18 protein-coding genes are annotated in these 20,803 nt (G+C 63.2%); 3 read left to right on the top strand and 15 right to left on the bottom strand.

Annotation, left to right across the window (positions count from 1 at the left end):
* Position 1: 1 nt before the first annotated feature.
* Positions 2 to 712 (bottom strand): HAD-IA family hydrolase, encoded by a 711-nt coding sequence (locus SB822_RS11625; protein ID WP_007583261.1) that lies wholly within the window; start codon positions 710 to 712, stop codon positions 2 to 4.
* 69 nt (positions 713 to 781) lie between these two features.
* Positions 782 to 1,864 carry an ABC transporter ATP-binding protein gene (locus SB822_RS11620; protein ID WP_007583263.1) on the bottom strand — a complete coding sequence of 361 codons (1,083 nt, stop codon included), beginning with the start codon at positions 1,862 to 1,864 and terminating at the stop codon, positions 782 to 784.
* A 100-nt stretch (positions 1,865 to 1,964) separates the two neighbouring features.
* Between SB822_RS11620 and SB822_RS11615 the strand changes: the two genes are divergently transcribed.
* Positions 1,965 to 2,936, top strand: a complete 972-nt coding sequence (locus SB822_RS11615; RefSeq protein ID WP_007583266.1) for a LysR family transcriptional regulator — start codon at positions 1,965 to 1,967, stop codon at positions 2,934 to 2,936.
* Positions 2,937 to 3,757: 821 nt separating this feature from the next.
* Here SB822_RS11615 and SB822_RS11610 read toward each other — a convergent pair.
* The 11 genes from SB822_RS11610 to SB822_RS11560 all read right to left on the bottom strand — a co-directional run bounded on the left by SB822_RS11610 (position 3,758) and on the right by SB822_RS11560 (position 16,175).
* Positions 3,758 to 4,075 (bottom strand): helix-turn-helix domain-containing protein, encoded by a 318-nt coding sequence (locus SB822_RS11610; RefSeq protein ID WP_238554742.1) that lies wholly within the window; start codon positions 4,073 to 4,075, stop codon positions 3,758 to 3,760.
* Positions 4,076 to 4,098: 23 nt separating this feature from the next.
* Positions 4,099 to 5,274, bottom strand: a complete 1,176-nt coding sequence (locus SB822_RS11605; RefSeq protein ID WP_410854716.1) for an NAD(P)/FAD-dependent oxidoreductase — start codon at positions 5,272 to 5,274, stop codon at positions 4,099 to 4,101.
* Positions 5,271 to 6,710: an FAD-dependent oxidoreductase gene (locus tag SB822_RS11600; RefSeq protein ID WP_410854715.1), complete on the bottom strand. Its 1,440-nt coding sequence runs from the start codon at positions 6,708 to 6,710 to the stop codon at positions 5,271 to 5,273. The genes SB822_RS11605 and SB822_RS11600 overlap by 4 nt, the downstream gene beginning before the upstream one ends.
* A complete protein-coding gene (locus SB822_RS11595; RefSeq protein ID WP_007586915.1) occupies positions 6,689 to 7,009 on the bottom strand; it encodes a (2Fe-2S)-binding protein in 321 nt (106 codons plus the stop codon). Before SB822_RS11595 ends, SB822_RS11600 begins: the two co-directional genes overlap by 22 nt.
* Complete coding sequence (locus SB822_RS11590; RefSeq protein ID WP_410854714.1) at positions 7,006 to 8,835, bottom strand: ABC transporter ATP-binding protein; 1,830 nt, start codon at positions 8,833 to 8,835, stop codon at positions 7,006 to 7,008. Before SB822_RS11590 ends, SB822_RS11595 begins: the two co-directional genes overlap by 4 nt.
* On the bottom strand, positions 8,832 to 9,788 hold the full coding sequence (locus SB822_RS11585; RefSeq protein WP_079492351.1) for an ABC transporter permease: 957 nt from the start codon (positions 9,786 to 9,788) through the stop codon (positions 8,832 to 8,834). Before SB822_RS11585 ends, SB822_RS11590 begins: the two co-directional genes overlap by 4 nt.
* Positions 9,785 to 10,741: an ABC transporter permease gene (locus SB822_RS11580; protein ID WP_007586921.1), complete on the bottom strand. Its 957-nt coding sequence runs from the start codon at positions 10,739 to 10,741 to the stop codon at positions 9,785 to 9,787. The genes SB822_RS11585 and SB822_RS11580 overlap by 4 nt, the downstream gene beginning before the upstream one ends.
* Before the next feature lie 67 nt (positions 10,742 to 10,808).
* Positions 10,809 to 12,431, bottom strand: coding sequence for an ABC transporter substrate-binding protein (locus tag SB822_RS11575; protein WP_007586923.1), 1,623 nt, complete (start codon positions 12,429 to 12,431; stop codon positions 10,809 to 10,811).
* 81 nt (positions 12,432 to 12,512) lie between these two features.
* Positions 12,513 to 13,787, bottom strand: coding sequence for an NAD(P)/FAD-dependent oxidoreductase (locus SB822_RS11570; protein WP_410854713.1), 1,275 nt, complete (start codon positions 13,785 to 13,787; stop codon positions 12,513 to 12,515).
* 26 nt (positions 13,788 to 13,813) lie between these two features.
* Positions 13,814 to 14,482 (bottom strand): haloacid dehalogenase type II, encoded by a 669-nt coding sequence (locus SB822_RS11565; protein WP_007586929.1) that lies wholly within the window; start codon positions 14,480 to 14,482, stop codon positions 13,814 to 13,816.
* A gap of 214 nt (positions 14,483 to 14,696) precedes the next feature.
* On the bottom strand, positions 14,697 to 16,175 hold the full coding sequence (locus SB822_RS11560; protein WP_410854712.1) for an aldehyde dehydrogenase family protein: 1,479 nt from the start codon (positions 16,173 to 16,175) through the stop codon (positions 14,697 to 14,699).
* Between the two features lie 211 nt (positions 16,176 to 16,386).
* Between SB822_RS11560 and SB822_RS11555 the strand changes: the two genes are divergently transcribed.
* A complete protein-coding gene (locus tag SB822_RS11555) occupies positions 16,387 to 17,283 on the top strand; it encodes a GNAT family N-acetyltransferase (protein ID WP_410854711.1) in 897 nt (298 codons plus the stop codon).
* 66 nt (positions 17,284 to 17,349) lie between these two features.
* Here SB822_RS11555 and SB822_RS11550 read toward each other — a convergent pair whose 3' ends face one another.
* Positions 17,350 to 18,726: an MFS transporter gene (locus SB822_RS11550; RefSeq protein ID WP_007745847.1), complete on the bottom strand. Its 1,377-nt coding sequence runs from the start codon at positions 18,724 to 18,726 to the stop codon at positions 17,350 to 17,352.
* 326 nt (positions 18,727 to 19,052) lie between these two features.
* Between SB822_RS11550 and SB822_RS11545 the strand changes: the two genes are divergently transcribed.
* Positions 19,053 to 19,568 (top strand): GNAT family N-acetyltransferase, encoded by a 516-nt coding sequence (locus SB822_RS11545; RefSeq protein ID WP_007586934.1) that lies wholly within the window; start codon positions 19,053 to 19,055, stop codon positions 19,566 to 19,568.
* 17 nt (positions 19,569 to 19,585) lie between these two features.
* Here the strand turns inward: SB822_RS11545 and SB822_RS11540 are convergent, their stop codons facing one another.
* Entirely contained in the window at positions 19,586 to 20,437 is an 852-nt protein-coding gene (locus tag SB822_RS11540) for an alpha/beta fold hydrolase (RefSeq protein ID WP_410854710.1), read from the bottom strand.
* Positions 20,438 to 20,803: the final 366 nt, after the last annotated feature.

Below are 20,803 nucleotides of genomic sequence, written 5' to 3'. Positions count from 1 at the left end.
ATCAGGCGGCGCGCGCTTCGGCTTCGACGGCGTCCGCGAGTGCCGCGAGCGTCGCGAACTTGAACGTCGGCTCGGTGACGGCTTCGGGAACGGGCGTCGCGCCGAAGCCCTTCAAGCCCTGGCGACGCTCGATCCAGCAGGTCGCGTAGCCGAGCTTCGTCGCGATGCCGATGTCGTGATACTGGCTTTGCGCGGTATGCAGGATTTCGCCGAACTTGTAGCCGAATGCCGCCTGACGTCCGCGGTTGTACGCGAAGAACTGCGGATCGGGTTTCGCGACGCCTGTTTCGTCGCAGCAGACGGTGTCGTCGAACGGGTCGCCGAGCGTGTGCGCATACGCCGACAGCGCGACGCGGTCCGCGTTCGTCATCGCGACGAGGCGATAGTGCTTGCGCAGGCGCTTCAGCGCCGCGACGGAATCTTCGAATGCGGGCCAGTCGAGCACGTCGCGCTGGAATGCAGCGGCCGATTGTGCGTCGTCGGGCAAGCCGAGTTCTTTCGCGACGTACAGATAGACGTTGGCCATCTCATGGCTCGAGCGGCCCGGATAGGTTGCGCGGCCGCGCATGTACGGCTCGAAGATCGCTTCGTCGGTCAGGTCTTTCGCTTTCGCGCCGCCCAGACGCCGCATGGACGCGAGCACGCCCTTTTCGAAGTTGATCAGCGTGCCGACGACATCGAACGTCAGAACCTTGAAATCGGTGAGCTTCATTGCATCATCCCTTTGCAGTTTGCGTGAATCGCGTAAGAAGGCATGCCCGTGCACAGGCGGTGAGTGAAATCAGGCGGGCACGACGATCGTGTCCTGAGGATCGAGCGTGACAGTCATCTGCGCGCCCGGCGATGGAATGCGCCGGCGCGCTTCGTGGCTGCCGGGTTGTCGAAGGCTGATGGCCGTGCCGTCGGCGAGCGCGGCGAACACGCGCAGGCTCTCGCCCTGATACAGCACTTCGGTGACGCGGCACGACAGACGGTTGGCGTGCGCGGCGCCCGGCGCATCCGCGACGTCGATCACGAGCTTTTCCGTCTGCACCGCGAGCAACAGCTTGTCGCCGCGCGGCAATGGATGCGCAGTGCGCAAGACGGCATCGCCGAGACGCACGGCGTCGTCGCCGGCGCGGCTCACGTTGAGCAGCGTCGCTTCGCCAATGAAGCTCGCGACGAACGCATCGCACGGACGGTCATAGAGACGCTCCGGCGTATCGATCTGCACGAGCTTGCCGTCCTTCAGCACGGCGACGCGGTCACTCATCGTCAGCGCTTCGCGCTGGTCATGCGTGACGTTGACGATGGTTGCGCCGAGCTTGCGATGCAGCCGGCGCAATTCGATCTGCATGGTTTCGCGCAGTTGCTTGTCGAGCGCGGAGAGCGGCTCGTCCATCAGGATCAGTTGCGGCTCGAACACCATGGCGCGCGCGAGCGCCACGCGCTGACGCTGGCCGCCCGATAGCTGGTTGATGTTGCGCGATTCGTAGCCGTTCAGTTCGACCATCGCGAGCGCGTCGGCGACTTTCTTCGCCCAGCCCGATTTGGGCTCGCGGCGCGCGCGAAGCGGAAAGGCGACGTTCTCGCCGACTGTCATATGAGGAAACAGCGCGTAGTTCTGGAACACGATACCGATGTTGCGCTTGTGCGGTGGCGCAAATGTAATGTCGCGCTCGCCGACCCAGACCGTGCCCGAACTCGGCTGCACGAAGCCGCCGAGGATGCCGAGCAAGGTCGTCTTGCCCGACCCGGACGGCCCGAGCAGCGACACGAATTCACCCGGTGCGATATCGAGCGATACGTCGTCCAGCGCGACCACCGGACCATAACGCTTCGCTGCCGACCTGATGGATACTCCCGTTTTCGCTCGTGCGTCCATGGCGTGTGTCTCGTTGGAAATGGGTGCGTTGAGAAAAATATAAGTCCGGTTCTTTTTGACAGCAATTCCCAAATTGTTGGATCGGGCATAACATCAGGTCATGCCCAATCTTCGCAAGAAACTGCCGAGCGCGAATGCGCTGTTCGTGTTCGAAGCGGCCGCCCGCTGCGGCAACTTCACGCGCGCCGCGCAGGAGCTCTATGTGAGCCAGCCTGCCGTGAGCCGCATGCTTGCGCGCATGGAGGACCATATTGGCGTGCGCCTGTTCGAGCGGGTGCGCGGCGGTATCGAGCTCACTGAAAGCGGCAGGATTTTGTATCGCGCGATCTCTGAAGGTTTCAATGGCGTTGAAAATGCAATCAGGGAAATCGAGGCCCGCGCGACGGGGGTCGAGTCGGTGACGTTATCGGTTTCCACCGGTTTCACCACGCATTGGCTGATGCCGCGCATGAGCCGGCTGAATCAGGCTTTCCCTAATATCGATTTGCGCTTTCAGCTGATATCGGGGCGGATTGGTGGACCGCTTCATGATGTCGATCTCGGGATGCGGTTTTTGCACGATGGTGAGATTGATGAGCATGCGGTGCTTGTTATGCCTGAAACGCTTTTACCTGTTTGTAATGAGCGGTATCGGGAGACTGCTCTAAGCGATGCGGGGCGTGCGCATGGGGACACGGTTATCGTCATGGATGACGAGGAGCGCGGCTGGCATGAGCGATTCGGCGCGTTCGTCGGGCATGGGCGGCATGTTGCCGGGATGCTGAGCTTTAATGATTATGCGATTGTGGTGCAGGCTGCGCTGCTTGGGCAGGGGATCGCGCTGGGGTGGTTGAATGTGGTTTCGCATTGGCTTGCGCAAGGGGCGCTTTTGCCCGCTGAGCAGGAAGTTATTGTTACGAACCGGCGGTGCTGTTTGGTGCGGCCTGCTAATAAGCCCTTACGGCCTATTGTGGACGATGTCCGCGACTGGCTCATCGAGGAGACTCGCAATGATATGCGGATCATTGAGAAGAAGTATCCTGGGCTGGGGTTGAGGGATGCTATGAAGCAGACTGGGTTGAAGTTTGGGTAGATTTTTTGTCTGCGACGCTGGGTGGTTTTGCTAGTGTTTGCGCGGGCTTTCGCGTTGGGGTGGTTTGCTTTGGGTTTGCGCTGGCATCCGCGTTATGCCTTCGTGCTTCAAGCGTCGCCCCTGTGCGGGGCGGCACCTACTTTTCTTTGCCGCCGCAAAGAAAAGTAGGCAAAAGAAAGCGGCTAACACCGCCAACTCTAGTTCCTGCCTGAGGGCCCCCAACCGGTCCCACACTTCACACGGCAACCACGTGACTCATGTTCGTTGCCAACGCTTCGAATTGAAGCCTCACCCGCTTCACGCATCCGCGTCGACGCACGCCATGCCAGATATTCCACCGCCGCCCAGGTGGCAAACTGTGTGTAGGCCGTAGTACCTCACACGCCCCACTTCGGACCCGATAGCGCACGCGTTCCACCTTGTAAGAGCGCTAACGTGTACGCCGCGACAACCTACACACAGTTTGCCACCTGGGCGGCACAAACCATTCGCTGCCGCCAGCCCTTGCGTGAGTGTTTGAAGTGGGTGAGGCGCTCATTCAGCGCGTTGGCAACGCACGCAGATAAGGATGTTGCCGTGTGAAGCGTAGGACCATTTGGGGGCCCTCAGGCAGGAAGAAGTGTTGGCGGCGTTAGCCGCTTTCTTTTGCCTACTTTTCTTTGCGGCGGCAAAGAAAAGTAGGTGCCGCCCCGCACAGGGGCGACGCTTGAAGTACGAAGGCAAAACGCGGATGCCAGCGCAAACCCAAAGAAAACCACCCCAACGCGAAAGCCAGCGCAAACACAATCAACCCACCCAGCGTCGCAGACAACAAAAAACCCCTACCCCATTCCCTTCGCATTCGACAAAAACCGACTCGGCGTCACGCCACAAAACCGTTTGAAATGCCTGGCCAGATGGCTCTGATCAAAGAACCCAACTTCAGTAGCCACAACAGCCCCTGGCACCCCTGCCAGCAACAACGTTTGCGCGCGCCGCACGCGGACTCCACACAAATACCTATAAGGCGAAAGCCCAACCTGCTGCCTGAACACAGTAGCAAACCGCGAAACACTAAGCGCTGACAGTTCAGCCAATTCAGCAAGACTCACAGTCTTATCGAAATTCGCATCAATATAAGCAAGCGCATCCCGCAGCATAAAAGAAGACGATTGACCGGCACTCATGAAGAAGCCTCAAACGAAGCAGAAGCAGGTGCAGCCTGCAAAGACATACCATTCCCAAACCGCCCAATCGAAAACGCATCCAACGCAATCGGCGTGCTGCCCGTACCGATCAGTTCGGCAAGCGTCTCACCTACCCCCGGCCCAATCTGAAACCCCGATCCACAAAAACCAAACGCATAGAAAAGACCATTGGTCGTAGAACTCGCCCCAATCACCGGCTCAGAATCCGGCAAATAGCTTTCGACGCCACTCCACACCCGTATCACATGCAACGCCGCGAGCGCAGGCACGAGCCGACGAAACTGCGCCATCTGCTGCACCGTGTGCTCCGGCAACACCGAAGCGCGGCACGTCACAGCATCGGCGGGACCGGCAGGGCCGCCACCCAACACGATATTGCCGCGCGGAATCTGGCGGAAATAGACGCTCTCTTCCTTGATCGACGTATAAACACCCATCGACGCCCCGAACACATACGGAACCGGCTCCGTAACAGCCATTTGCGGCCCGCGCGCGACGAGCGGCACCGGCTCGCCGAATTGCATCGACAGCGCATTCGCCCAAGCGCCCGCGCCGATCAACACCTGTTCCGCTCGATACACATCGCCCGCCGCGCTCTCGACGCGAAAGCCGCCCGCCTCTTTCTCGACACGCACAATCTCCGTGTTCTCCACGATCCGCGCGCCAAGACGCGCCGCCGCACGCCCGAACGCGGGCGCCGCAAGACGCGGATTCGCATGCCCATCGAGCGGCGATATGGACGCCGCCAATACTTCGCGGCCCAAAAACGGAAAGCGCCGAAACATCGCCGAGCCGTCCAGCACTTCGAGATCGAGTCCGTACGGGCGCGCCTCGGCCGCATAGCGATGAAAGTACTCAGCGTCGTGCGCGTGATAGCAGACTCGCGTATGCCCGGACGGCAGAAACTCGACGTCTTCGCCAAGCAGCTCTTTCGAACGCCGCCACGTATCGAGCGCGCGATTGGACATCCCGAGTTGGGTCAGCGCGCGCCCCTGACGTCGCACGCCGCCGAAGTTGACGCCGCTCGCCTGTTGCCCCGTTAATCCGCGTTCAAGGAGAATCACCGAACGCTGTCTGCGCCGCAGAAAAAACGCCGTCGACGTCCCGACGATCCCGCCACCGATCACGATCACATCGGCACGATCACTCATTCGTTGAACTCCTGTGCGCATGTGTCGGCTTCTTCTGCATCACGCGAGACCGCACACGTCGATACCAGCGCCATCGGCAGCGGCTTGACGGGCGCCTGCCCGCGCAAACGTCCGACGGCTTCGAGCGGCACGCGCGCCTCGGCTGCAATCACTTCCGCGCCGGCATGCGCGCAGAAACGCCCCTGGCAACGGCCCATGCCGACGCGCGAAAACGCCTTCGCACGGTTCGCTTCTTTGGCACCCATCTCGCGTACTACGCGCCGCAATTCGCCCGCCGTGATCGCTTCGCAGCGACACACGATGGTCTCGTCGGGCAGCACGGCCGCGAAGCGCGCAGGCCACGGAAACGCCGCCCGCAAGCCCGCCGCGAAACGCGTATAGCGCGCGAGTTCGGCGCGCAATCCTTCAGTGCCTTCGCGCTCGATGCCCGCGTCACGCAACGCCGCCAGCGCAGCAAGCCGCCCCGCGCGTTCCGCTGCATCGGCGCCGCGCACGCGCGCACCATCGCCCGCCAGATAGACCCCCGCGACGCTGCTGCGGCCATCCGCGTCGATATGTGGAAGCCACGTTTGCGTCGCGTGATCGAAACGGAATTCGCAGCCGGCGAGATCGGCAAGCTGGGTTTCGGCGCGCAAGTGATAGCCGAGCGCGACGGCGTCGCATTGCACATCGAGCGTCGCGCCGTTGGCAAGTTTCACGCGCACGCCCGTCACGCCATGCTCGGGTGAACCGTCGATTGCAACGGGCGTCACGCCGCGATGAACAGGCACGCGCGCCTTACGCAGCACGCTCATCAGCGCCATGCCCTTTCGCAGCGTCGCAGGTATCGCGAGCAGTTGGGGCAACGCGCGCACGCGCTGCGCTAACGTCGATGTATCGAGCACGGCGCTCACTGTCGCACCCGCCTTCACGTATTGCCCGGCCACCAGATAAAGCAGCGGCCCCGTGCCCATCACCACGGTCCGCGCGCCCACCGCGCAGCCCTGCGATTTCAACGCGACCTGCGCGCCGCCAAGGCTGAACGTGCCCGCATGATGCCAGCCCGGCACGGGCATCAGCCGGTCGGTCGCGCCGCTGCAAATGATCAGCGAATCGAATGCGAGTTCGTCATGGCGCGTACCGCTGACGACATGCACCGCCTTCGCCCCGATATTCCACACGAGCGTGTCGGGCAGATAGTCGATCTGCGCACGCAACGCATCGAAGTCGCGATGCAGCGACGCGGCCCGCGCCGCCTCCGTCCCATACAGCGTTTCATAAGCACGCGAGAAACCTTCCGGCTGACGCCGATAAATCTGCCCGCCGTCACGACGCCCTTCATCGATAACCAAAGGACGCAGCCCCGCTTCGACGAGCGCCTGCGCGGCGCGCACGCCCGCCGGCCCCGCGCCGATCACGATCACCTTCGGTTGCTTCACGTCCCGATGCGCGGCCATACGCCCTCCCCGGCAAGCGCGATGCGCGTCACAATCGACATGCCCGGCGCAGCGGGCGTCGTGCAGGCGCGCACGCGCTCGCCTTGCGCGGTCCAGACCCAGCAGTCCTGGCACGCGCCCATCAGGCAGAAGCCCGCGCGGCGGCCGTCGCCGAATTCCGAATCGCGCAGCGTGTCGTGCGCGGTCAGCAACGCGACCATCAGCGTGTCGCCCTCGGCCGCTTGGGTGACGATGCCGTCGACGGTGATGTCGAAGGTCTTGCGCCCCGTCTCCGCCACTCTCACGAAGCGCGCATTCATGCCGCCACCGTATCGGCCGTCTGCATGCGGGTCAGGTCAGCAGCCGTGTGATGGCAGCGAATCTCCGCGCCCGATGGCAGCTTCTTCATCGAAGGTGGCGTGACATTGCACTTGCCGTCGATGCGCGCCGTACACCGTGCGCGGAAACTGCACAGCTCGTGCGAATCACCGGCGGGCCCCATTGCGGGCAATGCGCCCGCTGTGAGCGCGCGCCGCGAGTCGAGCCAGCCTGGCCGCAACGCAGGCACAGAATCGATCAACAAGCCCGTGTACGGGTGATACGGCGGCGCCGACAACGCATCGCGCTGGCCCGCTTCGACGCATTGCCCGGCATACAGCACGATCACTTCGTCGCAGATCGCGCGCACCGTCGAAATGTCGTGGCTGATGAACATGTACGACACGCCCAGTTCGCGCCGCAATTCGCCGAGCAGATCGAGGATCGCCGCGCCGACCACGGTATCGAGCGCGGACGTCACTTCGTCGCAGAGAATCAGTGCCGGGTTCGCGGCCAGCGCGCGCGCCAGATTCACGCGCTGTTTCTGTCCGCCCGACAGGCCGCCCGGCTGACGCTTCGCCACCGATGCCGGCAGCTTCACCAGATCGAGCAGTTCGAGCATGCGCTTCTGCGCGGCAGCACCGCGCAAGCCGTGATAGAAGTTCATCGGCCGCGCGAGAATGTCGGCGATCGTGCGGCTCGGATTGAGCGCCGTGTCCGCGTTCTGGAACACGATCTGCACGCGCCGGTATTGATCGAGCGTGCGTTCGGAAAGCTTTGCCGGCAGCGGCTTGCCGTCGAGCAATACATCGCCGCGCGCCCGATCCACCAGTCCCGCCACCACGCGCGCAAGCGTCGTCTTGCCCGAGCCCGACTCGCCGATCACGCCGAGCGTGCTGCCGCGTACGATCTTCAAACTCACGTCGTCGAGGACACGCACGGCGGGCACGCCGTTCGCATCGATACGTCCATAGCCCGCGCTCAGATTGCGGATTTCGAGCAGCGGCGGCGGATCGTTCGCGATGTTCGAGGCAAGCTCGGGCTCCGGACGCATTGTCGCCGCGAGCAGTTGCCGAGTGTATTCATCCGCGGGCGCATCGAGCACTTGCACCGTCGTGCCGTTCTCGCGCACTGTGCCGCCGTTGAGCACGACGATGCGGTCCGCCATCTGCGCGACCACGGCCAGATCGTGCGATACGTACACGGCTGTTGTGCCCAGTTCGCGAATCACCTTCTTGAACGCAGCGAGCACTTCGATCTGCGTGGTGACATCGAGCGCCGTGGTGGGTTCGTCGAACACGACGACGGCAGGATCGGTAATCAACGCCATGGCCGCCATCAAGCGCTGCAACTGCCCGCCCGACACCTGGTGCGGATAGCGCGCGCCGATCGTCTCCGGCGCGGGCAGCGCGAGCGCGCGGAACAGATCGACGGCCTTCGTGCGCGCGGCGGCGGGCGTCATCAGCTTGTGCAGCAGCGCGGGTTCCGTCACCTGATCCATGATCGTGCGCGCCGGATTGAAGCCTGCCGACGCACTCTGCGCGACATAAGCCACCGTGCGCGAGCGCAACGCGCGGCGGCCTTTCTCGTCGAGCGACAGCACATCCACGCCGCCGATCTTCACCGAGCCGCCGGCAATCGAGCATCCGCCGCGCGCGTGACCGAGCAGCGACAGCGCGATCGTCGTCTTGCCCGAGCCCGACTCGCCGATCAGCGCGAGCACTTCGCCTTTCTTCACGGTGAAGTCGACGCCCTTCACGATTTCGACGACAGGGTCGGGCGCCGTGCCCGCGACCACGCGCAGGCCTTTCACTTCGATCATGTTCATTTAGCGCCTCCGTGAGCACGCGCGCCATGACGGCGCAGGCTGTCGATCAGCAGATTCACGCCAACCGTCAGCGTCGCAATCGCGACGGCGGGCATCAGCACGGCGGGCGCACCTTCCGAGAGACCGCCGATGTTTTCGCGCACCAGCGAACCCCAGTCGGCGTTCGGCGGCTGCACGCCGAGGCCGAGAAAGCTCAAGCCGCTCAGCAACAGCACGATGAACACGAAGCGCAAGCCGAAGTCCGCGAGCATCGGATGAATCATGTTCGGCAGCACTTCGACGCGCGCGATGTAGAACAGCCCTTCGCCACGTGCCTTCGCGACCTGCACGTATTCGAGCGTCATCAGATTGACGGCGAGCGAGCGCGAGATGCGAAACGCGCCGGGAATGTAGGCGAGCGCGGCGACCATGATCAGCATCGGCACCGACGAACCGAACGCGGCGATCACGACGAGCGCGAGCACCTTGCTCGGAATCGAAATCAGCGCATCGAACAGACGGCTCAAGGTTTCATCGACCCAGCGCCCGGACACGGCCGCGACGAGGCCGAAGAACGTGCCGATGCAACTGGCGAGCAACGTCGATGCGAGCGCCAGCCCGACCGTGTATTGCGTGCCGTACAGCACGCGGCTCAGCATGTCGCGGCCCAGGTAATCGGTGCCGAGCGGATGCGCCGCGCTATACAGGCCGAAGATTTCCGTCGACGTCACCGCGCCGCCCTTGTACGGCGCAACGAGCGGCCCGAAGAACGCGACGCAGAGCCAGAACACGACGATCGCAAGACCGATCAGGCCGAGCACCGAAGAGCGCTTCACGAAGCGGCGCAGCGGGCCGCACGTGGCGATTTGCGTTTCAACGGGCGTTTCCTGCACGGCGTCGGCGCAAAGCTTGCCGTCTTCGTCGGGCACCGCGTAAAGAACGGTCGTTGCATGAGGTGTGGCGGGTCGGTTCATCGTTGACGCAGCCTCGGGTTGGAGATGATTTGACACAGGTCGGCGATCAGCACGAGCGCGAGATACGCCGCACAGAACACCATCACGCAGCCCTGCACGAGTGGCATGTCGCGATTCGTGACGGCGTCGACCATCAGGCTCGCAAGACCCGGATAGTTGAAGATCGACTCGACGATCACCACGCCGCCGAACAGATACGACAGGCTCAACGCAACGGCGTTGGCGATCGGGCCGATCGTGTTGGGCAGCACATGGCGCAACACGATGCGCATCGGCGACGCGCCCTTGAGTAACGCCATCTCGACATATGAAGCATTCAACTGATCGAGCACCGCGGCACGCGTCATGCGAGCCATCTGCGCGACGATCACGCAGCACAGTGTCATCACGGGCATCGCGTAGATCCGCAGCAGCGCGCCGAACGACGTCACCTCGGACAGATACGACAGCGCCGGCAGCCAGCGCAGCTTCACCGCGAAAATCAGCACGGCGATGGTCGCGATCAGGAACTCGGGCACGGCCACCGTCGACAGCGTCAGCACGTTGAGCGCGCGGTCGAGCAGCGAGCCGCGATACATCGCCGACAGAATGCCTATGAAAAGCGCGACGGGCACCGATACCAGCGTCGTCAATCCCGCCAGCACCAGCGAGTTGGGCAGGCGCGTCGAGATCAGTTCGCTGACGGGCAGATTGTTCGACAACGACGTGCCGAAGTTGCCGCTCACGACATGCATGAGCCATTGAAAGTAACGCTGCAGCGCGGGCTGATCGAGGCCGAACTGATGGCGCAGGGCCGCGACCTGTTCGGGCGTCGCCGCCTGGCCGAGCGCCTGTTGCGCCGCATCGCCCGGCAGCAGGCCCGTGATCGCGAACACGATCGCCGACACCAGCAGCAGCGTGAGCAGCGCGAGACCGAGGCGCGCGGCGATGAGTCGTTGCGCGTGGGCTTTCATCGGATATCGCCTCCTTCGTTGAAACCGCGCGCCGCCTTTCGGCGGCGCGCGCAGTTGCAAGGCATGCTCACGCTTCGAGCCAGACGTTCTCCGCGAACATGAAGCCCATCAGGCCCGCGAGCGGAATCGAGCCCAGACCCTTGAGCTTCGACGAGTGTGCGTCGAGCGAACTCTGGAACATCGGAATGCCGATGCCGCCGTCATCGTGCACGAGTTGCTGCATGTCGCCGTAGATCTGCTTGCGCTTCGCGTCGTCCGGCTCGCCGCGCGCGGCGACCAGCATCTGGTCGAACTTCGGGTTCTTCCAGTTTGCTTCGTTCCACGGCGCATCCGACTTGAAGAACTGCGTGAACAGCACGTCGGCGCTCGGGCGCGCGTTGATGTTGCCGTAGCCGAGCGGGTGCTTCATCCAATGGTTCGACCAGTAGCCGTCGGACGGCACGCGCACTACCTGCAGGTTCAGGCCCGCTTGCGGCGCGACCTGTTGCAGCAGCATCGCCATTTCGACGGAACCTTCGGCGGCGGGCGATGCGTAGAGCTGCACGGGCGCGTTGCCGAGCTTCGCCTTCTGGAAGTAGAACTTCGCTTTCTCCGGATCGAACGGGCGTTGCGGCAGGCCCTTCAGGTAGTACTTGTTGGTCGGGTCGATAGGCTGGTCGTTGCCGATCGATCCATAGCCGAGGAACACTGCGCGGCGAATCTGCTCGCGGTCCATCAGGTGCGTCAGGCCACGGCGGAAGTCCGCGGTGCCCGTGATGCCGCCTTCGTCGCGCATGATCAGGTCCGTGTACTGGCCTGTCTTCGTCTCGAGCACCGAGAAGCCGGGCGTGCCCTTGATACGCGCCGTCGAACGCGGGCTGACGGCATTGATCAGTTGCACATCGCCGGAAAGCAGCGCATTCACACGCGCCGATTCGTCGCCGATGCCAATCAGCTCCACTTCGTCGAGATGCGGCATGCCGGGCTTCCAGTACTTCTCGTTGCGCACGCCGACTGTGCGCACGCCCGGCGCAAACTCCTTGAGCTTGAACGGCCCCGTACCGACGGCCGTCTTGAAGTCGGTCGTACCGTCCTTGACGATCAGGAAGTGCGATGTTGCGAGAATCACAGGCAGGTCCGCGTTGGCGCCTTCGAGCGTGATCGTCACTTCATTCGGGCCCGTCGCCTTCGCTTCCTTGATCTGGTCGGCGAGCGTCTTCGCTTTCGAGGCAACGGCCGGGTCCTTGTGACGCATCAGCGAATAGACCACGTCGTTCGGCGTGAGCGACTTGCCGTCGTGAAACTGCACGCCGCTGCGCAGCTTGACGACCCACACCGTCGCGTCCTTCGTTTCCAGCGACTCCGCGAGCGCCATCTTCGCGCCGAGGTGCGGATCGAGTTCCGTCAGGCCGTTGTAGAACATGTTGGCGCGCACGTAGTCGGTGCCGAGCGCGCCCTTCGCGGGGTCGAGCGTATCGGCCGATGACGACGACTGCGTCGCCACGCGAATCTTGCCGCCCTGCTTCGGCTTGGCCTGCTGCTGCGCGAATGCGGCGCCGCTGGACGCGAGCAGGCCTGCGCCCGTCAACGACATCAGTCCGCCCGCCGCCATCGCGCGCAGGACCTCGCGCCGCGATGCGCCGCGCCGCGTCAACTCTTCGAGCCGGATGCCGGCATGGGCGACTGCTTCAGGCGATTTATCGATGCTCATGAAACTCTCCGCGTGAGATGGCTTGTGGGAAATCAATCGGCAGCTTCGGGCTGTCTGTGTGCGTGACGTCAGAAAGCAACGTCAATAGAAAACGTCTTTGATCTGGTAGTACGCGCCGACGAGCGGCAGGAACCACGGCTTGCCCGTATGTCCCGGAATCGCGGGCCAGTCGAAATCGCGCCACGGGTTCGCCGCCGCATTGCCGCCGATCACCTCGGCCATCACCTGGCCCATGTGCGTCGACATCTGCGTGCCGTGGCCGCTGTAGCCCATCGAAAAGTACAGGCCGTCGTGCTGCCCGGCGCGCGGCAGACGGTCCGCCGTGATATCGACGAGTCCGCCCCAGCAATAGTCGATGCGCGCGTTGGAGAGGCTCGGGAACGTCGCCGCGAGATTGGCTTGCAGGATGCGGCCGCTCTTTGCGTCGGACGGCTGCTCGGAAGCGGTGAAGCGCGCGCGTCCGCCGAACAGCAAACGTGAATCGGGCGTGACGCGGAAGTAGTTGTGCATCAGGCGGCTGGTCGTGTACGAGCGGCGCTGCGGCAGCAGGCGCGCAAGGTGCTCCGCGGGCAGCGGCTCCGTCACGACGATGAACGAGCCGACGGGCGCGAGCCTGCGCCGATACCAGCCGAACGGCCCATTCCGCGAAGGCCCCGTCGCGATCAACACCTGCTGCGCGCGCAATGTGCCGCGCGACGAATCGATGCGATACGCGCCGCGATCTTTCGCGATCGACGTCACGGCTGCGTGCTCGAATAGCCGCGCGCCATTCCGTGTTGCCGCGTTCGCCAACCCGGCGGCGAACTTGCCCATATGCATCTGACCGCCACGCTTTTGCAGCAGGCCGCCGAAAAAACTGTCCGAATCGACTTCGCTGCGAATCCCGTCACGCGTGATGATCTCGACGTGGGGATCGACTTCACGCTGGATCAATTCAGCCGTCTGTTCGAGATGCTCGAGATGGTGCGGCTTCGCGGCGAGCTTCAGCTTGCCCGACGCGAGATAGTCGCAATCGATCTGCTCGTCGCGAATCAGGCGCTCGACGGTATCGACGGCGGCCGCATACGCGCGATAACAACCCTGCGCGCGCTCGACACCCAGCTGCGCGCGCAGCGCCGCATAGTCCTGCGCGACGCCCGTGTTGCACTGGCCGCCGTTGCGTCCCGATGCGCCGCCGCCGATGCGCCCAGCGTCGAGCACCGCCACCGACGCGCCGCGCTTGCCGAGCGCCAACGCAGCGGACAACCCGGTGAAGCCGCCGCCGATCACGGCGACGTCGACATGGCCTTCGACAGGCCCCTCGCTCACCTGAATGCCGGCGGGCGCGGTGTCGAGCCAGTAGGAGTCGAGTTTCATCGGGTGCCTTTGCGCGGATGCGTGGATCAGAGGCCGAGCTGCGCCGCGAGGTCGCCGATCGTGTCGACTTCGTAGTACTCGTAGTACGGCGTGCTGGGCTCGTGGCCGCGCTTGACGAATGCCTTGTGCTTGATGCCCATGTCGTGCGCCGTCATCAGGTCGTAGCGCAGGCTCGACGACACATGCAGCACGTCTTGCGGATTGCAGTTCAACTGGTCGAACATGTATTCGAAGCCCTGCATGCGCGGCTTGTACGATTGCGCCTGCTGCGCGGTGAAGACGCGATGGAACGGCGCGCCGAGCTTGTCGACGTTGCTCTGGATCTGATCGTTCGAAGCATTCGACAGGATCACGAGCTTGTACTTCTTCGCCAGACGCGACAGACCTTCCGGCACGTCCGGGTGCGGGCCCCACGTCGGCACGGCGAGGTAGAACTTTTCAGCTTCCGCTTCATTGAACTCGATGTTCATGCGCTTGCAGGCGCGGCGCACCGAGTTGACGATCACGTCGCGATACGGCTTCCATGCGCCGAGCACTTCATCGCGGCGATAACCCGCGAAGAACGCGACGAATTGCTCCAGTTCCGCGCCGTGCAGGCGGTCGGCGTACATCTCGCGAGCCATGTCGGCCATGCGGAATTTCGTCAGCGTGCCGTAGCAGTCGAACGTGATGTACTTCGGCTCGAAATCGATCATGGTGTCAGTCCTATCGTGTTGTGAACCCATACGGAGTTCAGTGGCGAAAACAGGAAACGCATCCCTGTGGAAAATTTAAACAGTGCAAAAACTTCGGTGGTCGCTGATTCGAATGCCTCCGACGATACAAACCACGCGTTTTGAGGGGCGTCGGCAGCAGACTATGCGGCGGCTTTTCTGGCGTTATCGCGTCGTAGGTAGTTGCCCTGATTCGTCAGGCGCGAACGTCGATCAGCACGCTCTTGAAACGCAGATTCGCTTCGTACGCCTGCCGCCCGAGATCCTTGCCCAGGCCCGAGCGCTTGTAGCCGCCCGTCGGGATCATGAAATCGCTGGTACGGCCGTAACGGTTCACCCATACCGTGCCGGCTTCGATGCCGCGCATCATCCGTAGCGCGCGACCCAGATCCGCTGTATGCACGCCCGCCGCGAGGCCGTAGTCGGGATGGGCGGCGAGTTCGAGCGCTTCGTCTTCGCTGTCGAAGGTTTGTAAGGTCAGCACGGGACCGAAGATCTCGTCGCGCACGGCGTCCGTTTGCGGCGTGACGTTGGTGAGCAGCGTCGGCGTGTAGAAGGCTCCCGGCGTGGCTGCGTCCGCGCGTTGGCCGCCGCAACGCAAGGCCGCGCCGCTCGCAATGCTGCGCTCCACGATGGCTTCGATGCGCGCCGCTTGCGGCTCGGAAATGATCGGCGGCAGCGTTGTACCTGGCGTCCATGTCGCGCCTGCCTTCAGTTCGCTGAAGATGCGCTGGATGCGCTCGGCCAGTGCGTCTGCGATCGACCGTTCGACCAGCAGCCGCGAGCCCGCGACGCATACCTGTCCCGCGTTGGTTGTGATCGCGCCTGCGATGCGGCGCGCGACATCGTCGATACGCGGTGCGTCGGCGAATACGATCTGCGGACTCTTGCCGCCCAGTTCGAGCGTGACGGGCTTCGTGCCCGTTTCGGCGCAGGCGGCCATGATCGCCGCGCCCGTGCGCGTGGAACCGGTGAACGTCACCTTCGCGATGCGCGGATGACGCACGAGTGCGTCGCCTGTCGTGCGTCCGTCGCCCTGCACGATGTTGAAGATGCCGGGCGGCACGCCCGCTTCGATGGCCAGCTCGGCTAGCCGCAGCACGGAAAAGGGCGTCATCTCCGAGGGTTTCAGCACGACCGCGTTGCCCGCTGCGAGCGCGGGCGCGATCTTCCACGATGCCATCACGAGCGGGAAATTCCACGGCGCGATGGCGGCGATCACGCCGTACGGTTCGGCGATCGTCATGCCGAGATGATCGTGATCAGTCGCGACAACGTCGCCGCCGATCTTGTCGGCGAACTCCGCGTAGAAGCGGATGCCTTCCGCGGTGAACGGCACGTCCCAGTTGAACGCGTCGCGAATGGGCCGCGTCGAGCCGAGCGCTTCGAGCGGCGCGAGCGTTTCTGCATCCGCGGCGACGAGGTCGGCGAAACGCCGCAGCACGCGCGCACGTTCGCGCGGCGCGATGCGCGCCCAGCCGCTCGTGCACCATGCCGTCCACGCGTTCTGCACGGCGCGGTCGATCATGGCGGCGTCGGCGATGGGCACCGATGCGTAGACCACGCCATCGGATGGGCGTGCGACGTCGATTCGCGGGCCATGTTCATCGACATATGATCCGCCGATGAAATGTCCGCTGCGCACGTCGATCGTTGCGGGATCGAAACGGTCCATTTGCGTGAGTCCTAGATTGCCTTCGATGCTGGAAATCGTAGGCTCACGGACGCGGCATATTGCACCGACAAAAAAGCGCCCACAGCACAATTGACGCGTTATCGTCGCCTGAACCCCGCGTTTTGCGTTGCATCATCTGCCGCGCGTTTGCGACGCGCGCGGCAAAAGGATCGTCCTAGTCAGGCGCGCAATACAGTGAGAGAGTCACGGTATGTGTCTTCAGAACGAGGAGGCCGGCGTGTCCGACCCAAACAGGAACGATGTGATCGACTATCGCCCTTTCACCTCCGACGACATCGCGGCAGCGCATGCGCTATCCAGCGCCGTCCGATGGCGGCATCGTCCCGACGACTGGCGCTTCGCGGCGCGTATCGGCCAGGGCTTCGTCGCCGAAGACGCGAGCGGCGTGATCGGCACCGCGCTTGCGTGGCGCTTCGGAGGCGAGGCTGCGACGCTCGGCATGATGATCGTCGCGCCTGAGCGGCAGCGAAGCGGCGTTGGACGCAAGCTGATCGAACTGTTGATGAACGAACTCGGCCCGCGCACGCTGCTGATTCATGCGAGCCCGGCTGGCCTGTCGCTATGCGAGAAACTGGGCTTTCAGCGCATCGGCACGATCAACCAGCATCAGGGCGCGGCGTTTCAGCCGCCGCTCGTTTCGCTGCCACCGGGTGAGCGGCTGCGCCCGCTCGGCGTCAACGACGCGCCGCGGCTCGTCGAACTCGCTTCGCGCGCAAGCGGACTGGACCGGCGCGATCTGCTGCCGGCACTGCTCGATATCGCGAGCGGCATCGCGCTCGATCGCGATGGCGAACTGATCGGCTTTGCACTGTTCAGGCGTTTTGGCGACGGGCATGTGATCGGTCCCGTCGTTGCACCCGACTCGCCGGATTCCAGTCGCGCGAAGGCGCTGATCAGTCACTGGCTCGCGCTCCACGCGGGTATGTTCGTGCGGATCGATACGCCCGTCGAGTTCGGGCTTTCGTCGTGGCTCGAAGGACTTGGGCTGCCGCATGTGGATAGCATCGAGAAGATGATGCGCAATGGACCGCTGCCTGTCGATGCGCAGTTGCAACAGTTCGCGATTACGAGTCAGGCGGTGTGGTGAAATGCGGCGGCGTAAAAAAGCCCGCTACGCTCGATACGGCAATCGGGCAGAGCGGGCCATGTGGACTCACTTCAATTCAACGCGCTTGATTTCTCCAACGATCACCAGGTAGCTGACGATCGCAACCAGCGCATTGCAGGCGACGAACACCAGCGCGCCGCTAAACGACCCCGTCGCCTTGACGATATAGCCGATGATGATCGGCGTCGTGATGGCGGCGACGTTGCCGAACATGTTGAACATGCCGCCGCTCAGACCCGCGATCTGCTTCGGCGATGTATCCGCAACGACCGCCCAGCCGAGCGCTCCCAGGCCCTTGCCGAAGAACGCAAACGCCATGATCGCAACGACGACGGCCGAAGAATCCACGTAGTTGCAAGCGATCATGCTGGTCGACAGCAACATGCCCACGACGATCGGCACCTTGCGCGCGACGGTCAGCGAGCAGCCCTTGCGGATCAGGAAGTCGGAGAAGATGCCGCCGAGCACGCCGCCGACGAATCCGCACACGGCCGGCAATGCGGCGACAAAGCCCGCATTGAGAATAGACATGCCACGCTCTTTGACGAGATAGACGGGGAACCACGTCAGGAAGAAATACGTGAGCGTGGTAATGCAATACTGGCTGATGTACACGCCAAGCAGCATCCGGTTGCTGAGCAGTTGCTTGACGTACGACCCTTTCGGCGCTTCGTTCGCGCTTTGCGTCGGAGCACCGGCGAGCGTTGCGGCCTGATTCGCGGCCCGGCTCTTCTTCGGCCGGTCCATGTCGATGAGCGCGCCGCCTTCCTGGATATAGTCGAGTTCTGCGCGGCTGATGCGAGGATGGTCCTTCGGGCTGTAGACCGTTTTCATCCAGACGAGGCTCACGACGATGCCCACTGCCCCCATGAAATAGAACACATACGGCCAGCCAAAACGGTGCGTGACCCAGCCCATGATCGGCGCGAACAGCACCGTCGCGAAGTACTGCGCGGAATTGAAAATGGCCGATGCCGTGCCGCGCTCCGCAGCGGGAAACCACGAAGCGACGATGCGGCCATTGGCAGGAAATGACGGCGCTTCGGCGAGGCCCACCAGAAAGCGCAGCGCGAACAGCGTGGTGACGGCGAGCGAGACGCTCAGAAAGGTCACCGTGCCCTGCATGACCGTGAACAGCGACCAGATGAAAATGCTGGCCGCGTAGACTCGCTTCGAGCCGAAGCGGTCGAGCAGCCAGCCGCCCGGCAACTGGCCGATCACATACGACCAGCCAAACGCGGAGAAGATGAAGCCCATGGCCACCGCATCCAGACCGAGGTCTTTCGACATCGACGTGCCCGCCATCGAAAGCGTTGCACGGTCTGCATAGTTGACGGCCGTGACGAAGAACAGCATCGCGACAATCCCGTAGCGGATGCGGGTTCGCCGCTCAGCGGTCACGCCTTGCACAACGTTGGCCATGTAATGTCTCCTCCTTGCGCACCAGCGTTCAGCCGGCAAGATTGCGCAACCGGCGAGTGCAACGAATGTGGGAACACATTCTCCGCCTCATAGGTTGTCTGATGACAGATTGAAGCGCTGCACCATTTTTGGCAATCCGGCGTTTACCCTGGCGATCCTTTGCGGGGTTGAGCAGTGCTGCGCTGAAAGGGCCATTCCGCATTCACTTTGTTTGCCCGCGGCGACTGAGAAACGTATTCTTAGATGAATGTTGTACGACGACGTATTTCAATCAACGATTCGAGCCAGTGAAGCCATCACCACCGCCCGTACCTTAAAATCGCGCGATGGAATCAGCCAGCCCGATCATCCGCCCCTTATGCGCCAGCGACGCCGCCGCCTACGCGTCGCTGCGTCTGTGCGCGATCGACGAAGCCCCGGAGACTTTTTTGTCGACACGTGAGGAAGAAGAAAAACGAACGATCGATGAAATCGAGGCGCGCATCTGCGCGACGGCGAATCAGGTGGTATTCGGCGCTTTCGCCGGCGAGACGCTCGTGGCCGTTACGGGATTGCGGCGTTATCCGCTGCGTCCCGCGCAGCAAAAGGGCTTTCTGTGGGGGCTGTTCGTCGTGCACACGCATCGAAGGAGCGGCATCGCGCGGCGACTGATCGCGACTGCCGTCGATCAGGCGCGCGCGATGGGCCTGACCCAGATCGCGCTCAATACAGGCGTGGAGAACGTCAGCGCGATCGCGCTGTACCGGTCGACGGGCTTTGAAGCCGTGGAAGACGAGCCGTGCGAAGCAGCGATCGACGACGACACGGATCGCGAAGTCGAGATGGTTCTGCGGCTCGGTTGAGCGGGTTTTAGTGCGCGTCAGTAGTCGATGAACGAACTCAGCATTCTGTTGAACGCGGCTGGATTCGCGACGTTCATACCGTGCGAAGCGCCCGCTATCGTGCCTCGTTCCGCGAGATAGATCCAGCCTTCCAGGCTTTCGACGTTATTGCGGAACATGCGCGGACTCTTCTGGCCGTCGATCAGCAGTGTCCGGCATGTCACCTGGGACGCCGTATCGCGCGAATAGGCGGGCAGCGGATCGAGAAACTGCTTGGGCAGCGTGCTGGCGTTGTCGATCGCCATCATACGGAACGCGTCGGTGCTCTTTCTCCATGCGCCCGGCGCACTGACGGAATCGACGAACAGTTCGAGGCCGGGCTCCACGACGCCCTCCTCGATCATGCCGGCTACCTTGGCGCGCAATGCATTCATCGCCGAGGGCAACGACGCTTCGCGCATGCCGTCCAGTTGCAACGGGCCGCCCGGGTCGGCGAGCGTCAAGGTTTTGACGAGACGCGGATAGTCACGCGCAAGCTGGAATGCGATGCAGCCGCCGCGCGAATGCCCCACCAGATGGACGGGTGCGAGATCCATCGCAACGATGAACTCAGCCAACTCGCCGACGTGTTCCTGCCAGCCGAACTCGTTCTGGATGCACGCTTCGGCGGCAGGCCAATAGTGACTGAGGCTCGGCGCGATACAGCGAAACTGCGCGGACAAAGGCGCGATCTGCGCGTCCCAATAGCGGTAGTCGCAGAGCGAGCCGTGCACGAACACGACGGGCTCGCCCGCGCCCCGTTCGACATAGGGAATGCAGATGCCCGATGCGACGGTCGCAAAACTCAGTTGGGGATCGGCGAGCAATGCGGGGTCGGTTCGCATGTTCATGGCAGTCGTTACCTCGCGTGTATCGTGGTGTGTCTACTATGCAGGATTCGCCGGTGTAAGAAAAACGCGTAATTTGGATCGAAGCGATCAGGTTTTCTGATGGCGTTTGAGCCTTCGCGGCGCGGGCGTTGCCTGTCGGTGTTTTGGCTTTTTTGCTGGCAGCGACGTTTTGTCTTCGTGCTTCAGGCGGCGCCGTTCGGTGTGTTTGCCTTTGAGCTGGCATCCGCGTTACGGTGTTTGCCCTTCACGCGTCGCCCCTGTGCGGGGCGGCACCTACTTTTCTTTGCCGCCCTCCATGTCAGGCTAGTTGTCGCCTCACCCGAACCGATTGGTGTAAAGATGGGGGGCGGACAGCGAATGGAAGAT

The sequence above is a fragment of the Paraburkholderia sp. SIMBA_054 genome, assembly GCF_046534875.1.
Taxonomy (GTDB): domain Bacteria; phylum Pseudomonadota; class Gammaproteobacteria; order Burkholderiales; family Burkholderiaceae; genus Paraburkholderia; species Paraburkholderia hospita.
This window is presented reverse-complemented; position numbering and strand designations above follow the sequence as displayed.